Genomic DNA, 18,925 nt, shown 5'->3' with positions numbered 1-18,925 from the left:
CCGATTCCACGCGGCGGACAGAAAGGTCAGCATGCCACAAGCATATGAAGACGCGGGCGTGAGCGTCGAAGCCGGCTACGAAGTGGTCAAGCGCATCAAATCGCACGTCGCGCGCACGGACCGTCCGGGCGTCGTCAGCGGCATCGGCGGCTTCGGAGGCCTCTTCGACCTCGCGTCGCTCGACTACAAGGAGCCGGTGCTCATCTCCGGCACCGACGGCGTCGGCACGAAGCTCGTCATCGCCAAGCTCATGGACAAGCACGACACGATCGGCGTCGACTGCGTCGCGATGTGCGTCAACGACGTCGTCGCCCAGGGCGCGCAGCCGCTGTTCTTCCTCGACTACATCGCCTGCGGCAAGAACGACCCGGCCGTGCTCGAACAGGTCGTCTCCGGCGTCGCCGACGGCTGCGTGCAGGCGGGCGCCGCGCTCATCGGCGGCGAGACCGCCGAGATGCCGGGCATGTACGACGCCGACGAGTACGATCTGGCCGGCTTCACCGTCGGCTGCGCCGAACGTTCGCAGATCGTCGACGGCTCCGCGATCCGCGCCGGCGACGTCCTCATCGGCCTGCCGTCCACCGGCGTGCATTCGAACGGCTTCTCGCTCGTGCGCAAGGCGCTCTTCGAGCGGGCCGGCTACACGGTGCACACGCGTCTGCCCGAACTGGGCGACCGCGAGCTCGGCGACGTGCTGCTCACGCCGACGAAGATCTACGTGAACGCGCTCATGCCGCTGTTCGAGGCGAATCTGGTGCACGGCGTCGCCCACATCACCGGCGGCGGCTTCATCGAGAACGTGCCGCGCATGCTGCCCGACGGCCTCGCCGCGCATATCGACCTGGACGCATGGCAGGTGCCGCCGATCTTCGACGTCATCGAAAAGGCCGGCGACGTCGACCATATGGAGATGTACAACATCTTCAACATGGGCATCGGCATGGTCGTCGCCGTGCCCGCCGACCGCGTCGACGAGGTCATGAACCTGCTCGACCATGCGGGCGAGGCGGCCTACCGCATCGGCGCCGTCGTCGAGAAGTCCGACCGGGACGTGGAGCTCGTCTGAGCCATCCGAAGGCCGTGCGCGTCACGCGCGCGGCCTTCCACGTTGTTTCCCGGCGATTTTCGTCGTTTCCAACGATTGTTCCCAACCATTCCCGAAGAAAGAAGAGACATGAAGGTTTTGGTCATCGGTTCCGGCGCGCGCGAACACGCGATCGCCGACGCGCTGCTGCGCGGCGGCAGCGTCGAAGAGGTCACCGTCGCCCCCGGCAATCCGGGCATGGAGCTCGAGGACGGCATCCGCACATTGCAGCTCGCGCCGTCGAACCAGGCCGCGCTCATCGATTTCGTGCGCAACAACGATTACGACTGGGTCTTCGTCGGCCCCGAGGTCCCGCTCATCGACGGCATCGTCGACGCCTTCGCCGAAGCCGGCATCAAGGCCTTCGGCCCGCGCAAGGCCGCCGCGCAGATCGAGGGTTCGAAGGACTTCGCCAAGCAGCTCATGGAACGCTACGGCATTCCGACGGCCGCCTACCGCACCTTCGACGAGCTCGCCCCGGCCGTCGAGTACGTGCACGGGCACGGCGCGCCGATCGTCATCAAGGCGGACGGCCTGGCCGCGGGCAAGGGCGTGACCGTCGCGATGGACGAGGAGACGGCCGTCGCCGCGCTCAACGACATCTTCGTCGACCACCGTTTCGGCGCGGCCGGCGCGAAGGTCGTCGTCGAGGACTACCTCGAGGGTCAGGAGTTCTCGCTGATGAGCTTCGTCAGCGGCACCGATTTCTGGCCGATGCCGATCAGTCAGGACCACAAGCGCGCCTACGACGACGACCAGGGTCCGAACACCGGCGGCATGGGCGCCTACAGCTCGGTCCCGCAGATCGGCCAGGACGTCGTCGACGAGGCGATCGCGACGATCGTCAAGCCGACCGTCGAGGCGATGGCGCAGGACGGCACGCCGTTCACCGGCATCCTCTACGCCGGCCTCATCGCGACCGCCGACGGCCCGAAGGTCATCGAGTTCAACGCGCGTTTCGGAGACCCGGAGACCGAGGTCGTGCTGCCGAAGCTCACGAGCGACCTCGGCGCCGCGGTCGACGCGATCCTCAACGGCGAGACGCCCGAGTTCACCTGGGACGAGGACCATGCGACGCTCGGCGTCGTGCTCGCCTCCGACGGCTATCCGAACGACGTCGTCAAGGGCGCGCGCATCCCCGAGCTGCACGTCGACGACGACTCGCACGTCTACTATGCGGGCGTCGCGCGCGACGGCGACGGCCTCGTCGCGAACTCCGGCCGCGTGCTGCTCGTCGAATCCTCGGCGCCGACGCTCGCCGAGGCGCAGCACAAGGTCTACGCAATCCTCGACGCCGCCGACACGACCGGCATGTTCTACCGTCACGACATCGGCGCGAAGGCGCTCAAGGACTGATCTGCGCAGCCGAGCGCATATGAAAGGGCGGCCGGTATCCCCGGATGGGGAAGCCGGCCGCTCTTTCATATGCCGCGCGATATGCGATTGACCGACGGCGTCACTTCGGCAGGTTCATGAAGTCGGTGTCCTTGAGGTAGTTCGCGCCGGCCGTGATGTCGTACTGGATGAGGCGGTAGTCGGCGAGCAGCTGCTTGGTCTCGGCGTCCATGTCCGCATAGGCCATCGGCTCGCCGTCCTGGTTGAGGTAGATCGCCTGGCCTTCGGGGATGCGGTCCCACCCCTGGATCGTGTTGACGACCGGCGGTTCCATCGCGGCCACATGCTCATGCATGCGCGTCAGGAAGCCGATGTACGGCGAGACCTTCGCGTTCATCTGTTCGGCGGCCTGCGCGATGAAGAAGTTCGGCGACGTGTACGCGCTGTCCTCGATCTTCGTGTCGTGGCTCCACGAGGCCTTGTTCGACCAGATGAAGTAGTCGGTCAGATGCAGCCCGACCGAGTTGCGCGCGTCCGCGCCGGCCGTCGAGTAGATGCCGGGAAGATGGTCGCCGTAGAAGACGACGGTGATCGGCTTGTCGATGTCGTCGAGTTCCTCGAGGAAGTCCTTCGTCGCCTCGTCGGTCAGCTCCATGCCCTTCGCGTAGGTGCGGATCGAGCGCTTCTCCTTGTCGGTGAGCGGCTTGTCCGAGCCGGGCGCGTCGGTGACCGTGAACTCATTGTCCTTGTACCAGTCGTTGTACGGCATGTGGTTCTGCATCGTGATGACCTGCAGGAACTGGTTGTCGTCGGTCTTCCTGATCTCCTCGACGGTGCTCCTGTAGGTCGCCTCGTCGGAGACGTACGGCGAATCGTCGATGCGGTCCTGATGCGCGATGACGTCGTCGCCCTTGAGCGCGTAGAAGTGCGAGAAGCCGAGCTTCTTGTAGTTCGTCTCGCGCGAATACATGCTCGGCTCGTAGGGGTGCAGCCCGATCGAGTTGCTCGGCGGCCCCCACAGCTGGTTGACGCTCGGCGTCCAGCAGGCGCCGGGCACGAGCTGCTGGTAGGGGCTCGTCAGCGAGGCGTCGAAGTTGACCATGCTCAGGCCGGTCAGTCCCATGTACTCGAGGTTCGCGGTGCCGCCGCCGTAGCCCGACGAGAGCATGAGTCCGCTCGTCGTCTCCCCCTTGATCTTGCGGATGTCGGGCATCGGGTCCTTGTTGAGTTCGACGCCGGGCACGCGCGTGGGGTCGGAGAACGATTCGGACAGCACGTAGACGACGGTGCTGTCGTCGAGCGAATGCGTTCTCGTGCGGTTGATCGCGGCCGCCTCCTTCGCGTAGCGCGCCGCGACCTCGTCCATCGTCTCCCTGCTGTAGTCGGCCGGCTCGTCCATGACCTTCGGGTCGACCTGCCGCAGGAAGGAGACGACGACGCCGTTGCGCTGCGCGTCGTAGACGGAGTCCCACATCGACGGCTTGTCACCCATGCCGCGCGAGACGTGGTACCCCCACGAGTCGACGCTGCCGACCGACGTCGCGTAGCCGGCGACGGCGAGCGCCGGCAGCAGCATGAGCAGGATGCGCGTACAGGCGCCGACGGCCTTGTTGCCGCCGGAGACGAGTGCGCCGCGGCGCGGGTCGAGACGCCAGCAGACGACGGCGATCGCGATCGAGACGACGATGATCGCGGCGGCGACGCCGATGATGCCGCCCGCCTCCGGCGGCAGGAACTTCATCAGGTCGCCGGTGTTGCCGCCCAGGAAGTTGAGGTCGGAGGGCAGGATCGCCTCGTAGCGCGTCGCGATCTTCATCTTCTCGGCGGCCGCGATGACGGCGGCGGCGGACAGCAGGATCGGCGTCGCCACCCAGAAGCGGTTCGTCGCCATCAACAGGATCAGATAGATCAGTCCGATGAGCAGCAGGTTGAGCAGCAGCACGCAGTTGCCCTGCGTGAACATCTTGTGCCACATCGCGCCGAGCCCCTCGTTCGCGCTCGACAGCTGCACGCGCGTCGACGTCAGTGCGACGCCCCACTGCATGATCGCCAGCGCCACATAGTCGGCGAGGAGGAAAAGGACGGCGTAGACGACCGCCCAGACGGTGCGTGTGCCGTGCGCGCCGCGCGGGGGCATCGCGCGGGCCTGCTCCGGGTCGATCGTCCGGATCGTCAGTTCCTCGATGTCGACGTTGCCGGCGTCCGCCTGCCGTTGTTCGTTGTCCACTGTCGTGCCGCTCCAGATGTCTTGGTGTTGGTTCCTTGGATTCGTGGGTGCCGATTCGTCCGCGTCGCGTCGGCGGTGCGATTTCGCGACGGGGAAAGGCCGCGTCCATTGTCCTCCGACAAGCTGACAATCCGCTGTGCGCGGCTCCGTCGCGCGCCTCCCCGCGCCGTTTCAGCGATGCGGCGAATCGTCGGGCGCATGTCAACGGCGACGTTACAGTGTGTACCGCCCGCACGCCGGACGTCTGTCGAAGAACGGCCGCCCGACCGCCGGCGCAACCGTCACAACGCAACCGTCAATCGAGGAGGACGATCATGGCTTCCGTCGCCGCATGGCAGTGGTTCTATGCGATCCATATCACGAGGGGATGGTTCCCGATCCTGTGCTGGACGCTTGTCGCGATCGGGCTCGCCGTGCTCGTCGCCGCGCAGGCGCAGCGCGGCAGGCGTCGCGTATTGGCGCGCCAGTGCGTCGTCGCGATCGTCTGCGGCCTCGTCGGCGGCGCGGCCGCATGGTTCGTCTCGGACGGCATCGTGCTCTTCGGCGTCGAACTGGGATGGGACGTCATCGTCGCCTGCGCCGTCGGCTTCCTGCTGCTCGGCTTCTTCGTCGCCGCCGCCGTCGGCACGCACGGATGGCGGCGCGTCGTCGCGATCGTCATGGTCCCACTGACGCTGCTCGCCACCGGCGTGCGCGTCAACGCGATCTACGGCGAATACCAGACGATCGGCTCGCTCGTCGACTATTCGCCGTATCCGCACATCTCGACGCTGCACGTCTCGCTCGACACGGTCAGCGTCGACGCATGGGCGAAGCAGGTCGCCTCCGGCGAGGTGACGCCGGAGAAGGAGGGCAGGCTGCTGTCGGTGGACATCCCGAACCCCGCCTCGAAGTTCCGCGCGCGCAAGGGACTCGTGTGGCTGCCACCGGCGGCGCTCGCGAAGCGGCCGCCGAAGCTGCCGGTCATGGTCATGCTCGCCGGGCAGCCGGGCAGCCCGACGCGCTTCTTCACGGCGAGCGACACGATCGACGACCTGACGAAGTACGCGAACGAACACGACGGCCTGGCGCCGATCGTCGTCTCCCCCGACCAGAACACGGCGAGCTCGCGCAACTCGCTGTGCTCGGACACGACGCGCTGGGGCAAGGCCGAGACGTATCTGACGCGCGACGTGCCCGACTGGATCCGCGCGAACCTGCCGGTGAGCCGCGATCCGGCCGACTGGACGATCGGCGGCTTCTCGCAGGGCGGCACCTGCTCGACGCAGCTCGGGCCGAACCACCCGGAGCTCTATGGCAACGTGCTCGCCGTGGACGGCGAGATCGCGCCGACCGACGGCAACGTCGAACAGATGGTCGAAGGCTACTTCGGCGGCGACCGCGCCGCCTACGAGCGGCAGGTGCCCGTCAACGCGCTGCGCGCGCACGCGCCGTCGAAGCAGACGATGGTTCTGGCGGCCGGAGAAAAGGACACGACGTCGGTGGCGAACATCGCTACGATTGGAGATGCGGCCGAACAGGCCGGATGGACGGTTGTCCGGATCAAGGTGAAGGACGCGGGACACGACTGGCGCGCGGTCAACGAGGCCTTCGCCGTCGCGCTGCCGTGGCTGTGCGACCGGATGGGCCTGGGCGTCGGCGACATGTCCCGGCACGGGTCGGGCACTGACGAGAGACAACGGGAGGAAAGACGGATGCAGGAGCGTGCGGGAATCGAGGTGCAGCAATGAGCGGACAGACGACGGCCAGACGGCCGCATGACGACGGCGGCGCGGGCGTCCAACTCGGCCGCGACCTGCGCCGGTGGGCACACGAGCAGCGCTTCGCGCTGTGGACGACCTTCGGATTCGTCGTCGTCAACCTGTGCTGGTGGCTGTGGTACGCGGCGCAGCACCGCACGCTGCCGTACGCGTCGATGCATACGACGCTCGGCGCCTTCGACCTCGCGCGGCTTCTGCCGTCGCTCGTGCTCACGCGCAGCGTGTTCCAGCTCATCGTCGAGGCGCTGCTGATCGTGTGCATGCTGTGCATCGCCGAACCGATGATGGGCGTGTGGCGCACCGTCACGGCGAGCCTGTCGAGCGCCGTCATCGGCATCGCGTTCGGCCTGCTGCTGTGCGCAGGATTCAACGCGCTGCTGCAGGACAACGCGATCATCTACCATGTCCCGTTCACATTGTCGCCGCTCGTGCTCGTCGTCGGCGCGCTATTTGCGTCGACGGCCTTCGCCTACCAGCTGTGGCGCCGGCGCATCCTGCTGATCGGCTACACGACGATCCTCGTCGTGCTGCTCTACGGCGGCAACCCCGGCGACTACTGCCTGCTCGTCGCCGCGATCGCCGGCCAGCTCATCGGCCGCGCGATGGCCGGTCCCCCGATCGAGGACGAGGCGTGGCACTGGCAGTACAGCAGCTCGTCCGAGACGCGCCGCATCCTCGGCGCGATCGGCGTCGTGCTCGCCGTCGGCCCGGTCATCGCCGCCACGTCGCGCTCGCACGCCGGCCCGCTCACCGGCCTGGCCTGGGTGCTCAGCCCCGTCTCGGTCAACACCGGCAAGCTCGCCAGCTGCATGCACGGGCAGATCACGAGCGGCTGCTTCCACCAGTACGAGCTGATGCGCGCGAGCATGACCGGCGATCTGCTGCGTTCGGTCCTGCCGCTGCTCGTCATGGTCGCGCTCGCGATCGGCGTCTATCTGGGACGGCGCGCGGCCGCCGTCTGCAGCATCGTCTTCTATCTGGCCTCGAGCGCGATCACCGTCTGCTACTACCTCGTCATGCCCTTCGCGTCCGGTGCCGCCATGCCGTTCTCGGGACGCGCGGTCGAGACCTGCGTCGTCAACACGCTCGTGCCGTTGCTGTACGCCGTCGCGCTCATCGCGAAGCTGCCCGACTTCTCGATCCGCACGAAGGCGCGCCCGCTGCACGTCGGCCTGATCGTGCTCGGCGCGACCCTCGTGCTGTGCGCGGCCGTCTATCTGGTCTTCGGACTGACGCACGCCGCCGACTTCACGCCGCGTCCGGGGCTGCGGGCACTGCTCGCCGAACTGCCCGGCCGCTTCCTGCCGATCGGCTTCCTGACGAACACGCGGCTGGCCTTCGTGCCGGGCACGGCGCTCGCCTCGGCCGTCTATCAGGGCGTCGGCATCGTGTTCTGGATCGTCTTCGTCGTCGTCGCCTTCGCATGGCTCAACGCGACGATCGACTACGACCGCAAGGCGCATGCGCGCGCCGAGGAGCTCGTCGAGCACGGCGGCGAGTCGATGAGCTTCATGACGACGTGGGAGGGCAACGAATACTGGATCTCGCCGACCGGACGTTCGGCGGTCGCCTACCGCGTGCTCAACCACATCGCGCTGACAACGACCGGCCCCTTCGGCGATTCCGAGGAGTGGATGAGCGACCTCGACGAGTTCGCGCGCTTCTGCCGCGACCATTCGTGGTCGCCGGTGTTCTACGCCGTGCACCGGCCGGCGCGCGACCATCTGGCGCGCCTCGGATGGCATTCGATCATGGTCGGCGACGAGATGGTCATCGACCCGCGGGCCTGGAAGACGACCGGCAAGAAGTGGCAGGACGTGCGCACCGCGATCAACAAGGCGAAGCGCGAAGGCATCACCGACGTGATGGGCACCTACGCGGACGCGCCGTCCGACGTGCAGACGCAGATCCAGGAGATCTCCGAACAGTGGTCGCAGGGCAAGGCGCTGCCCGAGATGAAGTTCACGCTCGGCGGCGTCGAGGAGCTCAAGGACCCGCGCGTGCGCATCCTCTACGCGATCGACGCGGACGGCGTCGTGCAGGCGGTCACGAGCTGGCTGCCGACGTGGCGCGACGGACACGTCGCCGGATGGACGCTCGACTTCATGCGCTACCGTTCGGGCAGCTACAACGGCATCATGGAGTTCCTCATCGCGCGCATGGCGCAACGCATGCACGACTGGGACGAGGAGCATCCGGATGAGCCAGTCGACTTCATCTCGCTGTCGGCGGCGCCGCTGACCGGGCTGCACGACGCATCGGAGGCGAAGCCGGACGACGGGGCGAACATCGACGGCACCGTCATGCTGCAACATTCGCTCGCGCTCGTCGCCGACCTGCTCGAACCCGCCTACGGATTCAAGTCACTGTACAACTTCAAGAAGAAGTTCCAGCCCTCCGAGCATCCGGTCTACATCTGCTACCCGGATTCGGCGCTGCTGGCGAACCTCGGCATCGCGATCGTGCGCGCCTATCTGCCGACGCTCACGTTCCGCGGCGCCCTCGGCATGCTCTCGAGCTTCAAGCCGAAGAAGGCGGACGACGACACGGACAAGAAGAAGGATGCGGACGCGAAGAAGGATCCGGACTCCGCGCAGCATGATCCTGGCGCACAGGTCGCGCATCAGGATCCACCGAAGCAGGCGTGATGCCCAAGCGGATGTGACGCCGGCGGCGGACATGGAAAGGGCCGCGCACGAACAATCGTGCGCGGCCCTTCGCTCCCTCTAGTCGGCGTCCGTGCCGGTAGTACCGGTATCGGCGGCCTCGGTGTCCCTCCCCTCGCGTTCGCGGCATTCGGCGCACAGGCCGAAGACCTCGAGCGTATGGGATTCGATCGTGAAATCGTAGGTGTCGGCGACCTTCCTCAGCCACTGTTCGCTCGGCGGATCGATCTGTACGGTCCTGCCGCACGACACGCACACGAGGTGGTGATGGTGGCGGTCGTCGCCGCACAGACGGAACAGCTGCTGCCCGTTCATGCGCACCGTGTCCACGAGGCCCTGCTCCTCCATCGCGTTGAGCTGACGGTAGACGGTGGCCAATGCGATGTGCTCGCCGGCCTCCTCGAGTTTCTCGTGCAGCTGACGTGCGGAGACGAAGCCGTCTCCCCCTTTGAGCGATTCGCGGATCACATCCTTCTGCCGTGTGTTGCGCATGCGGTCGCTGTGCTCCTTCCCAAGCGGTGCCCTGACGACGGTGCCGATGCCCGTCCCGTTCACGGACGCCTATGATTCTACCGATGGATCGGGCCGCCGAGTCCCGGCGCCGCGCGATATGCACGGAACGTGCACGTGCGCGGGCGGGAGTCGGCGCCGCCGGTCAGCGATCGGTGATGTCGGCCCAGCAGCCGGTCGCGTCGAGTTCGGCGACGGTGCGTTCCGGGTCGTCGGTCAGGACGGTGATGTGTCCCATCTTGCGGTTGTGCTTCGCCTCGGCCTTGCCGTAGTCGTGCACATGCCATTCGGGATGCTCGGGGATCGCCGCGCGCGTCGGCCCGACATGCTGGCCGAGCACGTTGACCATGACGGCGGCCGGCGTCAGCGCCTGCGGCTGCGCGAGCGGCCAGCCGCAGATGCCGCGCACATGCAGGTCGTACTGGTCGAAGTCGCACGCCTCGATCGTGTAGTGTCCGGAATTGTGCGGGCGCGGCGCGAGCTCGTTGGCGATGAGCGTGCCGTCGGCGCACACGAACAGCTCGATCGCGAGCGTGCCGGCCAGTTCGAAGCCCTGCGCGAGCGCAACGGCCAGTTCGCGGGCGCGCCGTTGCATGTCGGCATCCATCGGCGCCGGCATGATCGTCTTGTGCAGGATGTTGTCGCAGTGGATGTTGCGCACGACCGGGAAGGTCACGTAGTCCTCGCCGTTGCCGGACACGAGGATCGACGCCTCGTAGGCGAAGTCGACGAAGCCCTCGAGGATCGACGGCGGGAAGCCGTCGTCCGACCAGACCCGTTCGAGGTCGTCGGCGTCGTGCAGCACGATCTGGCCGTGGCCGTCGTAGCCGCCTTCGGCCGTCTTGAGCACGGCCGGGTAGCCGATCTTTTCGAGCGCGGCGTCCAGTTCGGCGCGGCTGTTCACCGGCGCCCACGGCGCCGTTGCGATGCCGTGGTCGTTGATGAAGGTCTTCTCGGCGATGCGGTTCTGCGTCACGCGCAGCAGGTCGGTGCCCTGCGGGATCGCGACGCGGTCGCGCACGGCGTCAAGCGCGTCGGCGTCGACGTTCTCGAACTCGTAGGTGAGCACGTCGCTTCGTTCGGCGAGCGCGCGGATCGCGGCCGTGTCGTCGTAGTCGGCGACGATCTGGAAGTCGGCGACCTGCGCGGTCGGGCAGTCCTCGGTCGGGTCGAGCGTGCCGACGCGGAATCCCATGTATTTCGCGGACAGCGCCATCATGCGGCCGAGCTGGCCGCCTCCGACGATGCCGATCGTGGCGCCCGGCATGAGCGTGCTGGCGCTGCCGCCGGTTTCTTCAGACAAGCTTGGCATTGGATTCGTCCACCTTCTCCTTGAGTTCCTCGCGGTAGTCGTCGAGCGCCGTGGCGAGCGCCGCGTCGTTCATCGACAGCATGCTCACGGCGAGCAGGCCGGCGTTCGTCGCTCCCGAGTTGCCGATCGCCGTCGTGGCGACCGGGATGCCGCCGGGCATCTGCACAATCGACAGCAGCGAATCCCAGCCGGAGAGCGCGTGCGACTGCACCGGCACGCCGATGACCGGCAGCGTCGTCTGCGCGGCGACCATGCCCGGCAGATGCGCCGCGCCGCCTGCGCCGGCGATGATGACCTTGATGCCGTTGGCGCGCGCCGCATGCGCGAACTCGCCCATGAGTTCGGGTGTGCGATGCGCGGAGATCACCTGCTTGAGATACGGGACGCCGAATCGGTCGAGCATCTCGCAGGCGTGCTTCATCGTCTCCCAATCGCTGGCCGATCCCATGATCACGGCCACTTCGGGCTTGCTGGCTGTCATTGTTACCTCCGCAATGATGTGGACGGGTGGTTTGCTGCGTGTTCCACTGTACGCCGACCCGGCGCACACGGCGTTCCACAGGGCCTGCGCCGTCTCACATCGCGGTGGGCGCGGCGGATATCGCAGCCGCGACGTCCGTGCGTCGCATATGCCGCGCGCGGACGTCGTCGCGGACGTCATCGCAAACGTCGTTGTGGATATCGCCGCGGTCGTCGCCGCGCCCGTCGTCTCACGCCGTGCGCAGCAGCGTGCGGATGCGCGCGACGATCGCATCGGACGTCATCCCGTAGCGCGAGTCGAGTTCGGCGAGCGGCGTGCGGTCGGTGAACTCCTTGTCGGCGCCGAAGTTGAGCACCCGCACGTCCGCGTCGGGCAGCATGTTCGCGTAGAACGCCGTGACCTTCTCGCCCCAGCCGCCTTCGAGCTGCGCGTCCTCGAGCGTGACGACGACGCGGTGGCGCGACGCGAGCGCCGTGAGCGTACGCTCGTCGAGCGTCGAGAACTGCAGCGGATCGATCAGCGTCGCGTCGACGTGCTCGCCGGCGGCGCCGTCGGCGAGCATGTCGACGACGGCCTTCGCCGTCGGGTACGCGTTGCCGAGTCCGAGCACGGCCACGTCGTGCCCGTCGTGTGCGATGCGGTAGCCGCTCCACGGCTCGTCCGCGTCGGTGCGCTGAGGCTCGGCCGTCGCCTCGGCGTCGAGCGTCCCGGCGCGCTCGGCGTCGAGGATCGCCTCGCCGGGCACGCGGATCAGCGTCGGCGCCGTGTTCGCCTGCGACGTCGCCCACGCGAGCATGTCGAGGAACATCCGCCGCGACGTCGGCGCAAGGCAGCGCAGTCCCGGGATGTTGCCGAACATCGTGATGTCGAAGGCGCCCGAATGCGTGTTGTCGGCGTCGGAGATGCCGCCGCCGAAGGACAGCAATGTCACCGGCGCGCCGTTGATCGCGACCTCCTGCTGCAGCTGGTCGAAGGTGCGCTGGAAGAACGTCGCCGACGTGGCGACGACTGGCCGTCCGCCAGCCTTCGCGACGCCGGCCGCGAACGCGACCGCATGCTCCTCGGTGATGCCGGTGTCCACGTAGTGTGCGCCGGCGTGCGCGCGGAACTCCTGCGTGATGCCGTTCGATCCGGGCGTCGCCGGCGAGACGACGACGAGTCCCGGCTCGTCGCCGAAGCGCCGTTCGAGCGCCTCCATCGCGAGCCGTCCGTAGTATTTGCGCGCACCGAGCGGTTTGCCGGCGTCGCGCATCGGCGACTGCCAGTGGTTGGCCTCGCAGCGGCCCGCCGTCAGACCGTGCGCGGCGTCCTCGGCGTCCATGCCGAGGCCTTTCGTCGTATGGATGTGCAGCACGATCGGATGGTCGATGTCCTTGACGCCCTCGAAGGCGCGCACGAGCGCGTGCACGTCGTTGCCGTCCCCGACGTAGCGGTAGTCGAGACCGAACGCGCGGAACAGGTTCGTGGCGCAGCGGCCGCGCGAGGAGCGCATCTCGGCGAGCGTCGCGTACATGCCGCCGTGGTTCTCGGCGATCGACATCTCGTTGTCGTTGAACATGATGATCAGGTTGCCGCCCTGCTCGGCGGCGTTGTTGAGCCCTTCGAAGGCGATGCCGGAGCTCAGCGCGCCGTCGCCGATGACGGCGACGACGTTGTTCGTCTGCGGCGTGCGCCCCTCCGCGCGCTGCATGTCGCGCTCCTTCGCCAGGCCGCAGGCGAGCGATATCGACGTGCCGGTGTGCCCCAGCACGAACAGGTCGTGCTCGCTCTCGTCGGGGTTCGTGAAGCCGCTCACCGTGTCGAACAGCGCGGGGTCGCGGAACGCCTGCGCGCGGCCCGTCAGCATCTTGTGCACATAGCTCTGGTGGGAGACGTCGAAGACGATCTTGTCGAACGGAGACTCGAAGACGCGGTGCAGCGCGACGGTCGCCTCCACAAGGCCCAGGTTCGAGCCGATATGGCCGCCGTGACGTTTGCCGAAATCGACGAGCGTGCCGCGGATCTGCGCACACAGGGCATCCAGTTCGCCCGCGCTGAGCCTCTTGACGTCCGCGGGTGCATGCATGTTCGCCAGAATGTCGCCGGTCATGAGTCTGATCAGATCCTTACGGTCGCGTTCTAAGGACGCGGATGCGCGCCCCGGGAACCATATTATAGTGTGCCGGCCTCGAGGCGGTCCGCGCCGCGTTAGAATGGCGGATGGCGGGTGGACGACGTGGCCGCCCGAACGGACGTAAGGAGCCGCGATGAGGGCCGTATACGCACAGAGCATCAATCCGGAACAGCCGTTGGAGGCGCTCGCGGTGGGCGAACTGCCGACGCCGAGGCTGCCATACGGATGGACGCGCATCAGGACGCGCGCCGTCTCGGTCAACCATCACGACATCTGGTCGCTTCGCGGCGTGGGTCTCTTGGCGGACATGACGCCGATGATCCTCGGCACCGACGTGTGCGGCGTGCTCGAGGAGGAACCCGAGGGACGCACCGGGCTCAAGGCCGGCGACGAGGTCGTCGCATACACGGTCATCGGCGCCGACGGCGCGGGTGTGCCGGCCGGCGAGCACCGCACGATCCTGTCGGAGCGGTATCCGGGCACGATGGCCGACGAAACGCAGGTGCCGGCGGCGAATCTGTTCGCGAAGCCGGCGAACTGCACGATTGAGGAGGCGGCGGCGCTCGGCACGAGCTGGCTGACCGCGTATTCGATGCTGTTCTCGCGCGAGCACGGCGCGCAGGTGCAGCCCGGCGACAGCGTGCTCGTCCAGGGCGCGGGCGGCGGCGTGGCGAGCGCGGCGATCCAGCTCGCGCACGCGGCCGGGCTCGAGGTCTTCGTCACGTCGCGCAGTTCCGACAAGCTCGAGGCGGCGCGGCGTATCGGCGCGGATGCCGCCGTGGCCACCGGCGAACGGCTGCCGCACAAGGTGGACGCCGTGCTCGACTCGGTCGGTTCGGACACATGGAGCCATTCGATCCGTTCGGTGCGTCCCGGCGGAGTCGTCGTCACCTGCGGTGCGACGAGCGGCGACCAGCCGGGCGCCGAGCTGACGCGCGTGTTCTTCCAGGACATCCGCATCCAGGGCAACACGATGGGTTCGCGCGACGATTTCGCGCGGATGCTGCGCTTCGTCGAGCACACGAACCTGCATCCGATCATCGACGCGACCTATCCGGTCGACTACGCGAGGGACGCCTTCGCCCGCGTCCTGTCCACCGACCTCTTCGGCAAAGTCGTGCTCACGTTCTAGTCCCGGCGCGGCGCAGTGTCCTGGATTGCGTATGCGTGCGCAATCCAGGACACCTACCAGCTCCACAGCGTCCCGGATTGCGCACGCATACGCCAGCCGTGTCATCTACGGGCCTCCCGGTGTCCCGCACAGCGCACGCATACGCCCCACAGGACGCCCACCAGCTCCCCACCGTCCTGGATTGCGCACGCATACGCGGTCCGGGACAATAAATATGCTTTCCCTATGCATATGCAACAGGGATGGCGCGGACGCCATCCCTGATCGTGACCCCGGACGGGCTCGAACCGTCGACCTTGAGATTAGAAGTCACATGCTCTATCCAGCTGAGCTACGGGGCCAAACTTGAACCAGTATAGCGCATCCCACGGCACGACGCCGTACATAAGCCTTCATCGGCCACATTCCGTCCCGTTTCGTCTGCCCCATCGATGAACCGGGACGCACCAGACCGGCTTACGGGACAACCCGTCGACGCCGCCGACGGAACGGGACGCAAGCAGGCGCCGTCCAACCGCACGAATCCGTCCAGCACCGGAACCCGTCCAACCGCACAAGTCCACCCTATGCCGGCACACGCCAAGCGCGCCTGCGCAACGGCCGACACGCGCCCAAAACGCGGCCGCGCTATTCGATGATCAGCGCGAGCAGGTACAGCAGCAGCAGGAACAGCACGCTCACGACCGTGTACATGGCCAGATAGCGGCTCTTCTTGTGCGGATAGGCACGCGCGTAGTTCTTGTAGGTGATCAGCGACGCCATCGAGGCGATGAGCGTGCCCATGCCACCGATGTTTGTGCCGATGATGAGCGGCACCCACTGGTCGCAGAATCCGGACAGCAGCAGCGAGGTCGGCACGTTGCTGATGACCTGGCTGGAGATGATCGACACCTCGAGCGGATGCTGCCCGACGAAGGCCTGCGCGATCGCGCAGAACTCCGGCACGCGCTTCATGTTGCCGATGAAGATGAAGAACATGATGAACGTCAGCGGCAGTCCCCAGTCGGCGTGCAGGAAGGACCTGCGGTCGCAGACGAGCATCGCGACGACGGTCACGACGCACATCACCCATAGCGGGATGAGGTCGCTGACCGTGAGCACGCACACGAGAAACACGGCCGTGTACACGATCGCGCGCCATCCGCCGTAGCCGGCGCCGTAGCCGGTGACCTTGATCTCGTCCGGCTGCGCGCGCGAGGCGTCCGGCGCGAGCACGCGGCGTTCGATGCCCTTGCTGTCCATGCCTTCGAACTCGGTGATCTTGCGTCCGCGGAACACGACCGCCGTGACGATGACGAGCAGCACGGCCGACAGCGCCGAATACGGCGCCATGATCTCGAGGAAGCGTCCGGTGCTGATGCTCGTGAGCGCCTTGAAGTACAGGTTGTGCGCGTTGCCGATCGGCGTGAGCATGCTGCCGGTGTTCGCAGCGACCGTCATCAGCGCGCACACGATGATCGCCTTGTCCTCCATGCGCGCCATCGTGAGCACGGCCAGGCCGAAGGGGACGAAGGTGAGCAATGCGACGTCGTTCGTGATGAACATCGACGAGATGAACGTCAGCGACAACAACGTGAGCACGAGGCCGCGCGCCGTGTGCACGCGCCGCAGCAGCGACGCGCCGATGATCCTGAACACGCCGATGCGTTGGAACCCGGCGACGACGAGCATCAGGCAGATGAGCTGCGCGATCGTGCTCACGTGCACGTATCCGCCGTATTGCCCGTCCGGCGGCACGATGAAGCATGAAATCAACGCGAGTATGGACGCGACGATCAATATGGTCTCGCTGCGCATGAACGTGAGCACCCGTTGCCGCATTCATCCTCCAGAACGCACTTGCAAAAACAGGTCTATCCTACACGAAATCGCGCCGTTGCAACGATTCGGCGTGGTGTATCGCCGACCGTTCGCGCGCATCTCGCCCGCAATCTGTTGCAATCATTGCGTTCGCGCGCCGACATTTTCATGCATGGACGGCCGGCTGCGGCGGCGGCGCATCGTTAATTCGCCGAAATGACTAAATGCGTCGCCTTCCGCGCCTCCCGACGCCGCAGGCGACACGGTCGGCGGCGGACGACGGCGAACGACGTGGACGACGTGAACGACGTAAGCAACGCGGACGACGCGGACGACGCAGGTGACGTCGGCCGTCGCCCGCTCTGCCCGCCGCCGCGCGCGATGACGCGGCACCCACCGGCGCTCACCCGCCGAAGATGCTCGTCTTGAGTTCCTTGCGTGCCGTCTCGAGGCGCTGCAGCACGCCGAGCAGCTCGATCTGCTGCTTCGAGTCCTGCACATGCGCGATGCGGTGCTTCGTCTGCTCGATCGTGCGCATGTAGCCGGCGTCGAGCAGCTTCGCGAGCAGCTGGTTCGCGTACTGCCGTTCCGCCTGCGTGGCTTCGCGCAGCGGCTGCATGACGACGCCGGCGCTGCCGTTCGCGTCCTGCTCGCGCTGCACGGCGCCCTCGTCGAAGCGCAACGGCAGCGGCATGACCGCGAGTTCGTTGATGACCTGTCCGAGCATCGGGCCGCCCGCATCGATCAGATGCTCGAACCACTGCTGCTGCGTCGCCGAATCCGGCGGCAGCCCGCCCGCCACGTCGACGGCCTGGTACAGCGTCTGGAACACCGGCGTCTGGAAGCAGTGCACGTTGAGCCCGCGGAACAGTTCGGCGTTGACGGCGCGCGGGATCTGGATCAGCGTCGCCATGAACTGCTGCTCGCAGATGAACACCGGGTCGGGCACGCGGTAGAAGGTCTGCCTCTCGGCGTTCGCCTGCTCGATGAGACGCACCTGCACGGCCGTCGGCTCGCTCTGACGTTCGCTTTCGCCGGCGCGTGGGTAGCGGCTGCGGCGCGGCGCGTACGCGTCCTCGTCACGCACATGCAGCGCCTTGCGCGCCGCGATGACCTCGCGCCGCATGACGTCGAGGTCGACACCGATCGCGCGCGCCTCCTTGCGGGCGTACAGATCCCACAGCGAACGGTCGCGGATCTGCGCGATGAGCGGCGCCGTCGCCTTGACGGCGCCCATCTGTCCGGTCGTGTACGAGGTGTCGAAGCGGTTGACGGCGGCGCCGAGCACGAAGTCGTACAGCGGTTTCGCGTTCTCGACGAGCGCGCGTAGCGCGTCGTCGCCGTGTCGGATGCGCAGGTCGCAGGGGTCGAGGTTGTCCTCGGCGACGGCGACGAAGGTCTGCGACAGGAACGCCGTGTCGAGTCCGAACGCGTGCAGCGCCGCCTTCTGCCCGGCGGCGTCGCCGTCGAACGTGAAGACGATGCGCGAGCTGAGCGCCTGCCCTTCGACGTTGAGCGGCCCGACGAGCTGCACGGCGCCGAGCGAGTCGTCGTGGATGAGGCGGCGCACGATCTTCGCGTGCTCCTCGCCGAACGCGGTGCCGCAGGTGGCCACGGCCGTGTCGATGCCGGCCAGATGCATCGCCATGACGTCGGTGTAGCCTTCGACGATGACGACCTGCCGTTTCTTGACGATCGCGTCCTTGGCGAGGTCGATGCCGTAGAGCACCTGGTTCTTGTGGTAGAGCTGCGTGTCCGGCGTGTTGATGTACTTCGCGCCGATCTGGTCGTCGTCGTACAGCTTGCGCGCGCCGAAGCCGAGCGTGCGTCCGGTCGAATCGCGGATCGGCCATGTGGCGCGTCCGCGGAAGTAGTCGTAGACGCCGCGCTGCCCCTGACGTGCAAGCCCGGCGTCGAGCATCTCCTGCTGCGTGTAGCCCTTGCCGGACAGATGGCGCACGAGATTGTCCCAGCCCTGCGGCGCGTAGCCGCAGCCGAAACGCGCGCAGTCCTCGCGGCTGAAGTCGCGTCCGCCGAGCAGCTGGCGCGCCGGCAGCGCCTCCTGTGTCGTCAGCTGCTCGACGAAGAAACGCTGCGCCTCCTCGTTCATCTCGAGCAGCCTCGTGCGCTTCGACCCTTTGCGCGCGTTGTCGGATCCGCGCCCCTGTTCGCGGTGCAATTCGATGTGGTATTTGTCTGCGAGCAGTTCGACGGCGTCGGGGAAGTCGAGGTTCTCCCGTTCCTGCACATAGCCGAAGACATCGCCTGAGCGTCCGCAGCCGAAGCAGTGCCACAGGCCCATCGACGGACGCACATAGAAGCTCGGCGTCTTCTCGTCATGGAACGGGCACAGGCCGGAGAACGAACCCGTGCCCGCCGGTTTGAGCGACACGCTCGCGGACACGATGTCGTACAGATCGGCCGCGTTCCTTACCTTGTCTATGTCCTCTTGCCTGATCAGACCCGCCATGAGCCAACATCATATCAGCCGACCGTCATCGTCCC

Annotated in this window: 12 protein-coding genes and 1 tRNA gene; 5 read left to right on the top strand and 8 right to left on the bottom strand. The window is 67.1% G+C overall.

The window, feature by feature from the left end:
• Window positions 1–31: 31 nt before the first annotated feature.
• Both purM and purD read left to right on the top strand, forming a co-directional pair.
• The gene (purM, locus tag BcFMB_RS05460) at window positions 32–1,066 is read left to right on the top strand and encodes a phosphoribosylformylglycinamidine cyclo-ligase (RefSeq protein WP_024540742.1); all 1,035 of its coding nucleotides are present in this window, start codon (window positions 32–34) and stop codon (window positions 1,064–1,066) included.
• Between the two features lie 108 nt (window positions 1,067–1,174).
• Window positions 1,175–2,440: a phosphoribosylamine--glycine ligase gene (purD, locus tag BcFMB_RS05455; RefSeq protein ID WP_099721234.1), complete on the top strand. Its 1,266-nt coding sequence runs from the start codon at window positions 1,175–1,177 to the stop codon at window positions 2,438–2,440.
• A gap of 100 nt (window positions 2,441–2,540) precedes the next feature.
• Here purD and BcFMB_RS05450 read toward each other — a convergent pair whose 3' ends face one another.
• Window positions 2,541–4,556, bottom strand: a complete 2,016-nt coding sequence (locus BcFMB_RS05450; RefSeq protein WP_099721733.1) for an LTA synthase family protein — start codon at window positions 4,554–4,556, stop codon at window positions 2,541–2,543.
• Window positions 4,557–4,960: 404 nt separating this feature from the next.
• Here BcFMB_RS05450 and BcFMB_RS05445 point away from each other — a divergent pair, with 404 nt between their 5' ends.
• Window positions 4,961–6,376, top strand: coding sequence for an alpha/beta hydrolase (locus BcFMB_RS05445; protein WP_099721233.1), 1,416 nt, complete (start codon window positions 4,961–4,963; stop codon window positions 6,374–6,376).
• The gene (locus tag BcFMB_RS05440; protein WP_099721232.1) at window positions 6,373–9,054 is read left to right on the top strand and encodes a bifunctional lysylphosphatidylglycerol flippase/synthetase MprF; all 2,682 of its coding nucleotides are present in this window, start codon (window positions 6,373–6,375) and stop codon (window positions 9,052–9,054) included. Before BcFMB_RS05445 ends, BcFMB_RS05440 begins: the two co-directional genes overlap by 4 nt.
• A gap of 78 nt (window positions 9,055–9,132) precedes the next feature.
• On the opposite strand, the gene BcFMB_RS05435 is transcribed toward BcFMB_RS05440, so the two are convergent.
• The 4 genes from BcFMB_RS05435 to BcFMB_RS05420 all read right to left on the bottom strand — a co-directional run bounded on the left by BcFMB_RS05435 (window position 9,133) and on the right by BcFMB_RS05420 (window position 13,464).
• Window positions 9,133–9,564, bottom strand: a complete 432-nt coding sequence (locus tag BcFMB_RS05435) for a Fur family transcriptional regulator (RefSeq protein WP_024540737.1) — start codon at window positions 9,562–9,564, stop codon at window positions 9,133–9,135.
• Window positions 9,565–9,727: 163 nt separating this feature from the next.
• Window positions 9,728–10,894: a 5-(carboxyamino)imidazole ribonucleotide synthase gene (gene purK, locus BcFMB_RS05430; RefSeq protein ID WP_024540736.1), complete on the bottom strand. Its 1,167-nt coding sequence runs from the start codon at window positions 10,892–10,894 to the stop codon at window positions 9,728–9,730.
• A complete protein-coding gene (gene purE / locus BcFMB_RS05425; protein ID WP_024540735.1) occupies window positions 10,878–11,375 on the bottom strand; it encodes a 5-(carboxyamino)imidazole ribonucleotide mutase in 498 nt (165 codons plus the stop codon). The genes purK and purE overlap by 17 nt, the downstream gene beginning before the upstream one ends.
• A 229-nt stretch (window positions 11,376–11,604) precedes the next feature.
• Window positions 11,605–13,464, bottom strand: a complete 1,860-nt coding sequence (locus BcFMB_RS05420) for a 1-deoxy-D-xylulose-5-phosphate synthase (protein WP_099721231.1) — start codon at window positions 13,462–13,464, stop codon at window positions 11,605–11,607.
• A 157-nt stretch (window positions 13,465–13,621) separates the two neighbouring features.
• On the opposite strand from BcFMB_RS05420, the gene BcFMB_RS05415 reads away from it, so the two are divergent.
• On the top strand, window positions 13,622–14,620 hold the full coding sequence (locus tag BcFMB_RS05415; protein WP_024540733.1) for a zinc-binding dehydrogenase: 999 nt from the start codon (window positions 13,622–13,624) through the stop codon (window positions 14,618–14,620).
• A 267-nt stretch (window positions 14,621–14,887) separates the two neighbouring features.
• Here the strand turns inward: BcFMB_RS05415 and BcFMB_RS05410 are convergent.
• The 3 genes from BcFMB_RS05410 to dnaG all read right to left on the bottom strand — a co-directional run bounded on the left by BcFMB_RS05410 (window position 14,888) and on the right by dnaG (window position 18,890).
• Window positions 14,888–14,961: transfer RNA gene (locus BcFMB_RS05410), tRNA-Arg, on the bottom strand.
• Between the two features lie 286 nt (window positions 14,962–15,247).
• Window positions 15,248–16,441, bottom strand: coding sequence for an SLC13 family permease (locus tag BcFMB_RS05405; RefSeq protein WP_099721230.1), 1,194 nt, complete (start codon window positions 16,439–16,441; stop codon window positions 15,248–15,250).
• A gap of 382 nt (window positions 16,442–16,823) precedes the next feature.
• Window positions 16,824–18,890, bottom strand: a complete 2,067-nt coding sequence (dnaG, locus tag BcFMB_RS05400; protein WP_029675394.1) for a DNA primase — start codon at window positions 18,888–18,890, stop codon at window positions 16,824–16,826.
• Between the last annotated feature and the right edge of the window lie 35 nt (window positions 18,891–18,925).

The sequence above is a fragment of the Bifidobacterium choerinum genome (genome assembly GCF_002761235.1).
In the GTDB taxonomy this organism is placed as follows: domain Bacteria; phylum Actinomycetota; class Actinomycetes; order Actinomycetales; family Bifidobacteriaceae; genus Bifidobacterium; species Bifidobacterium choerinum.
This window is presented reverse-complemented; position numbering and strand designations above follow the sequence as displayed.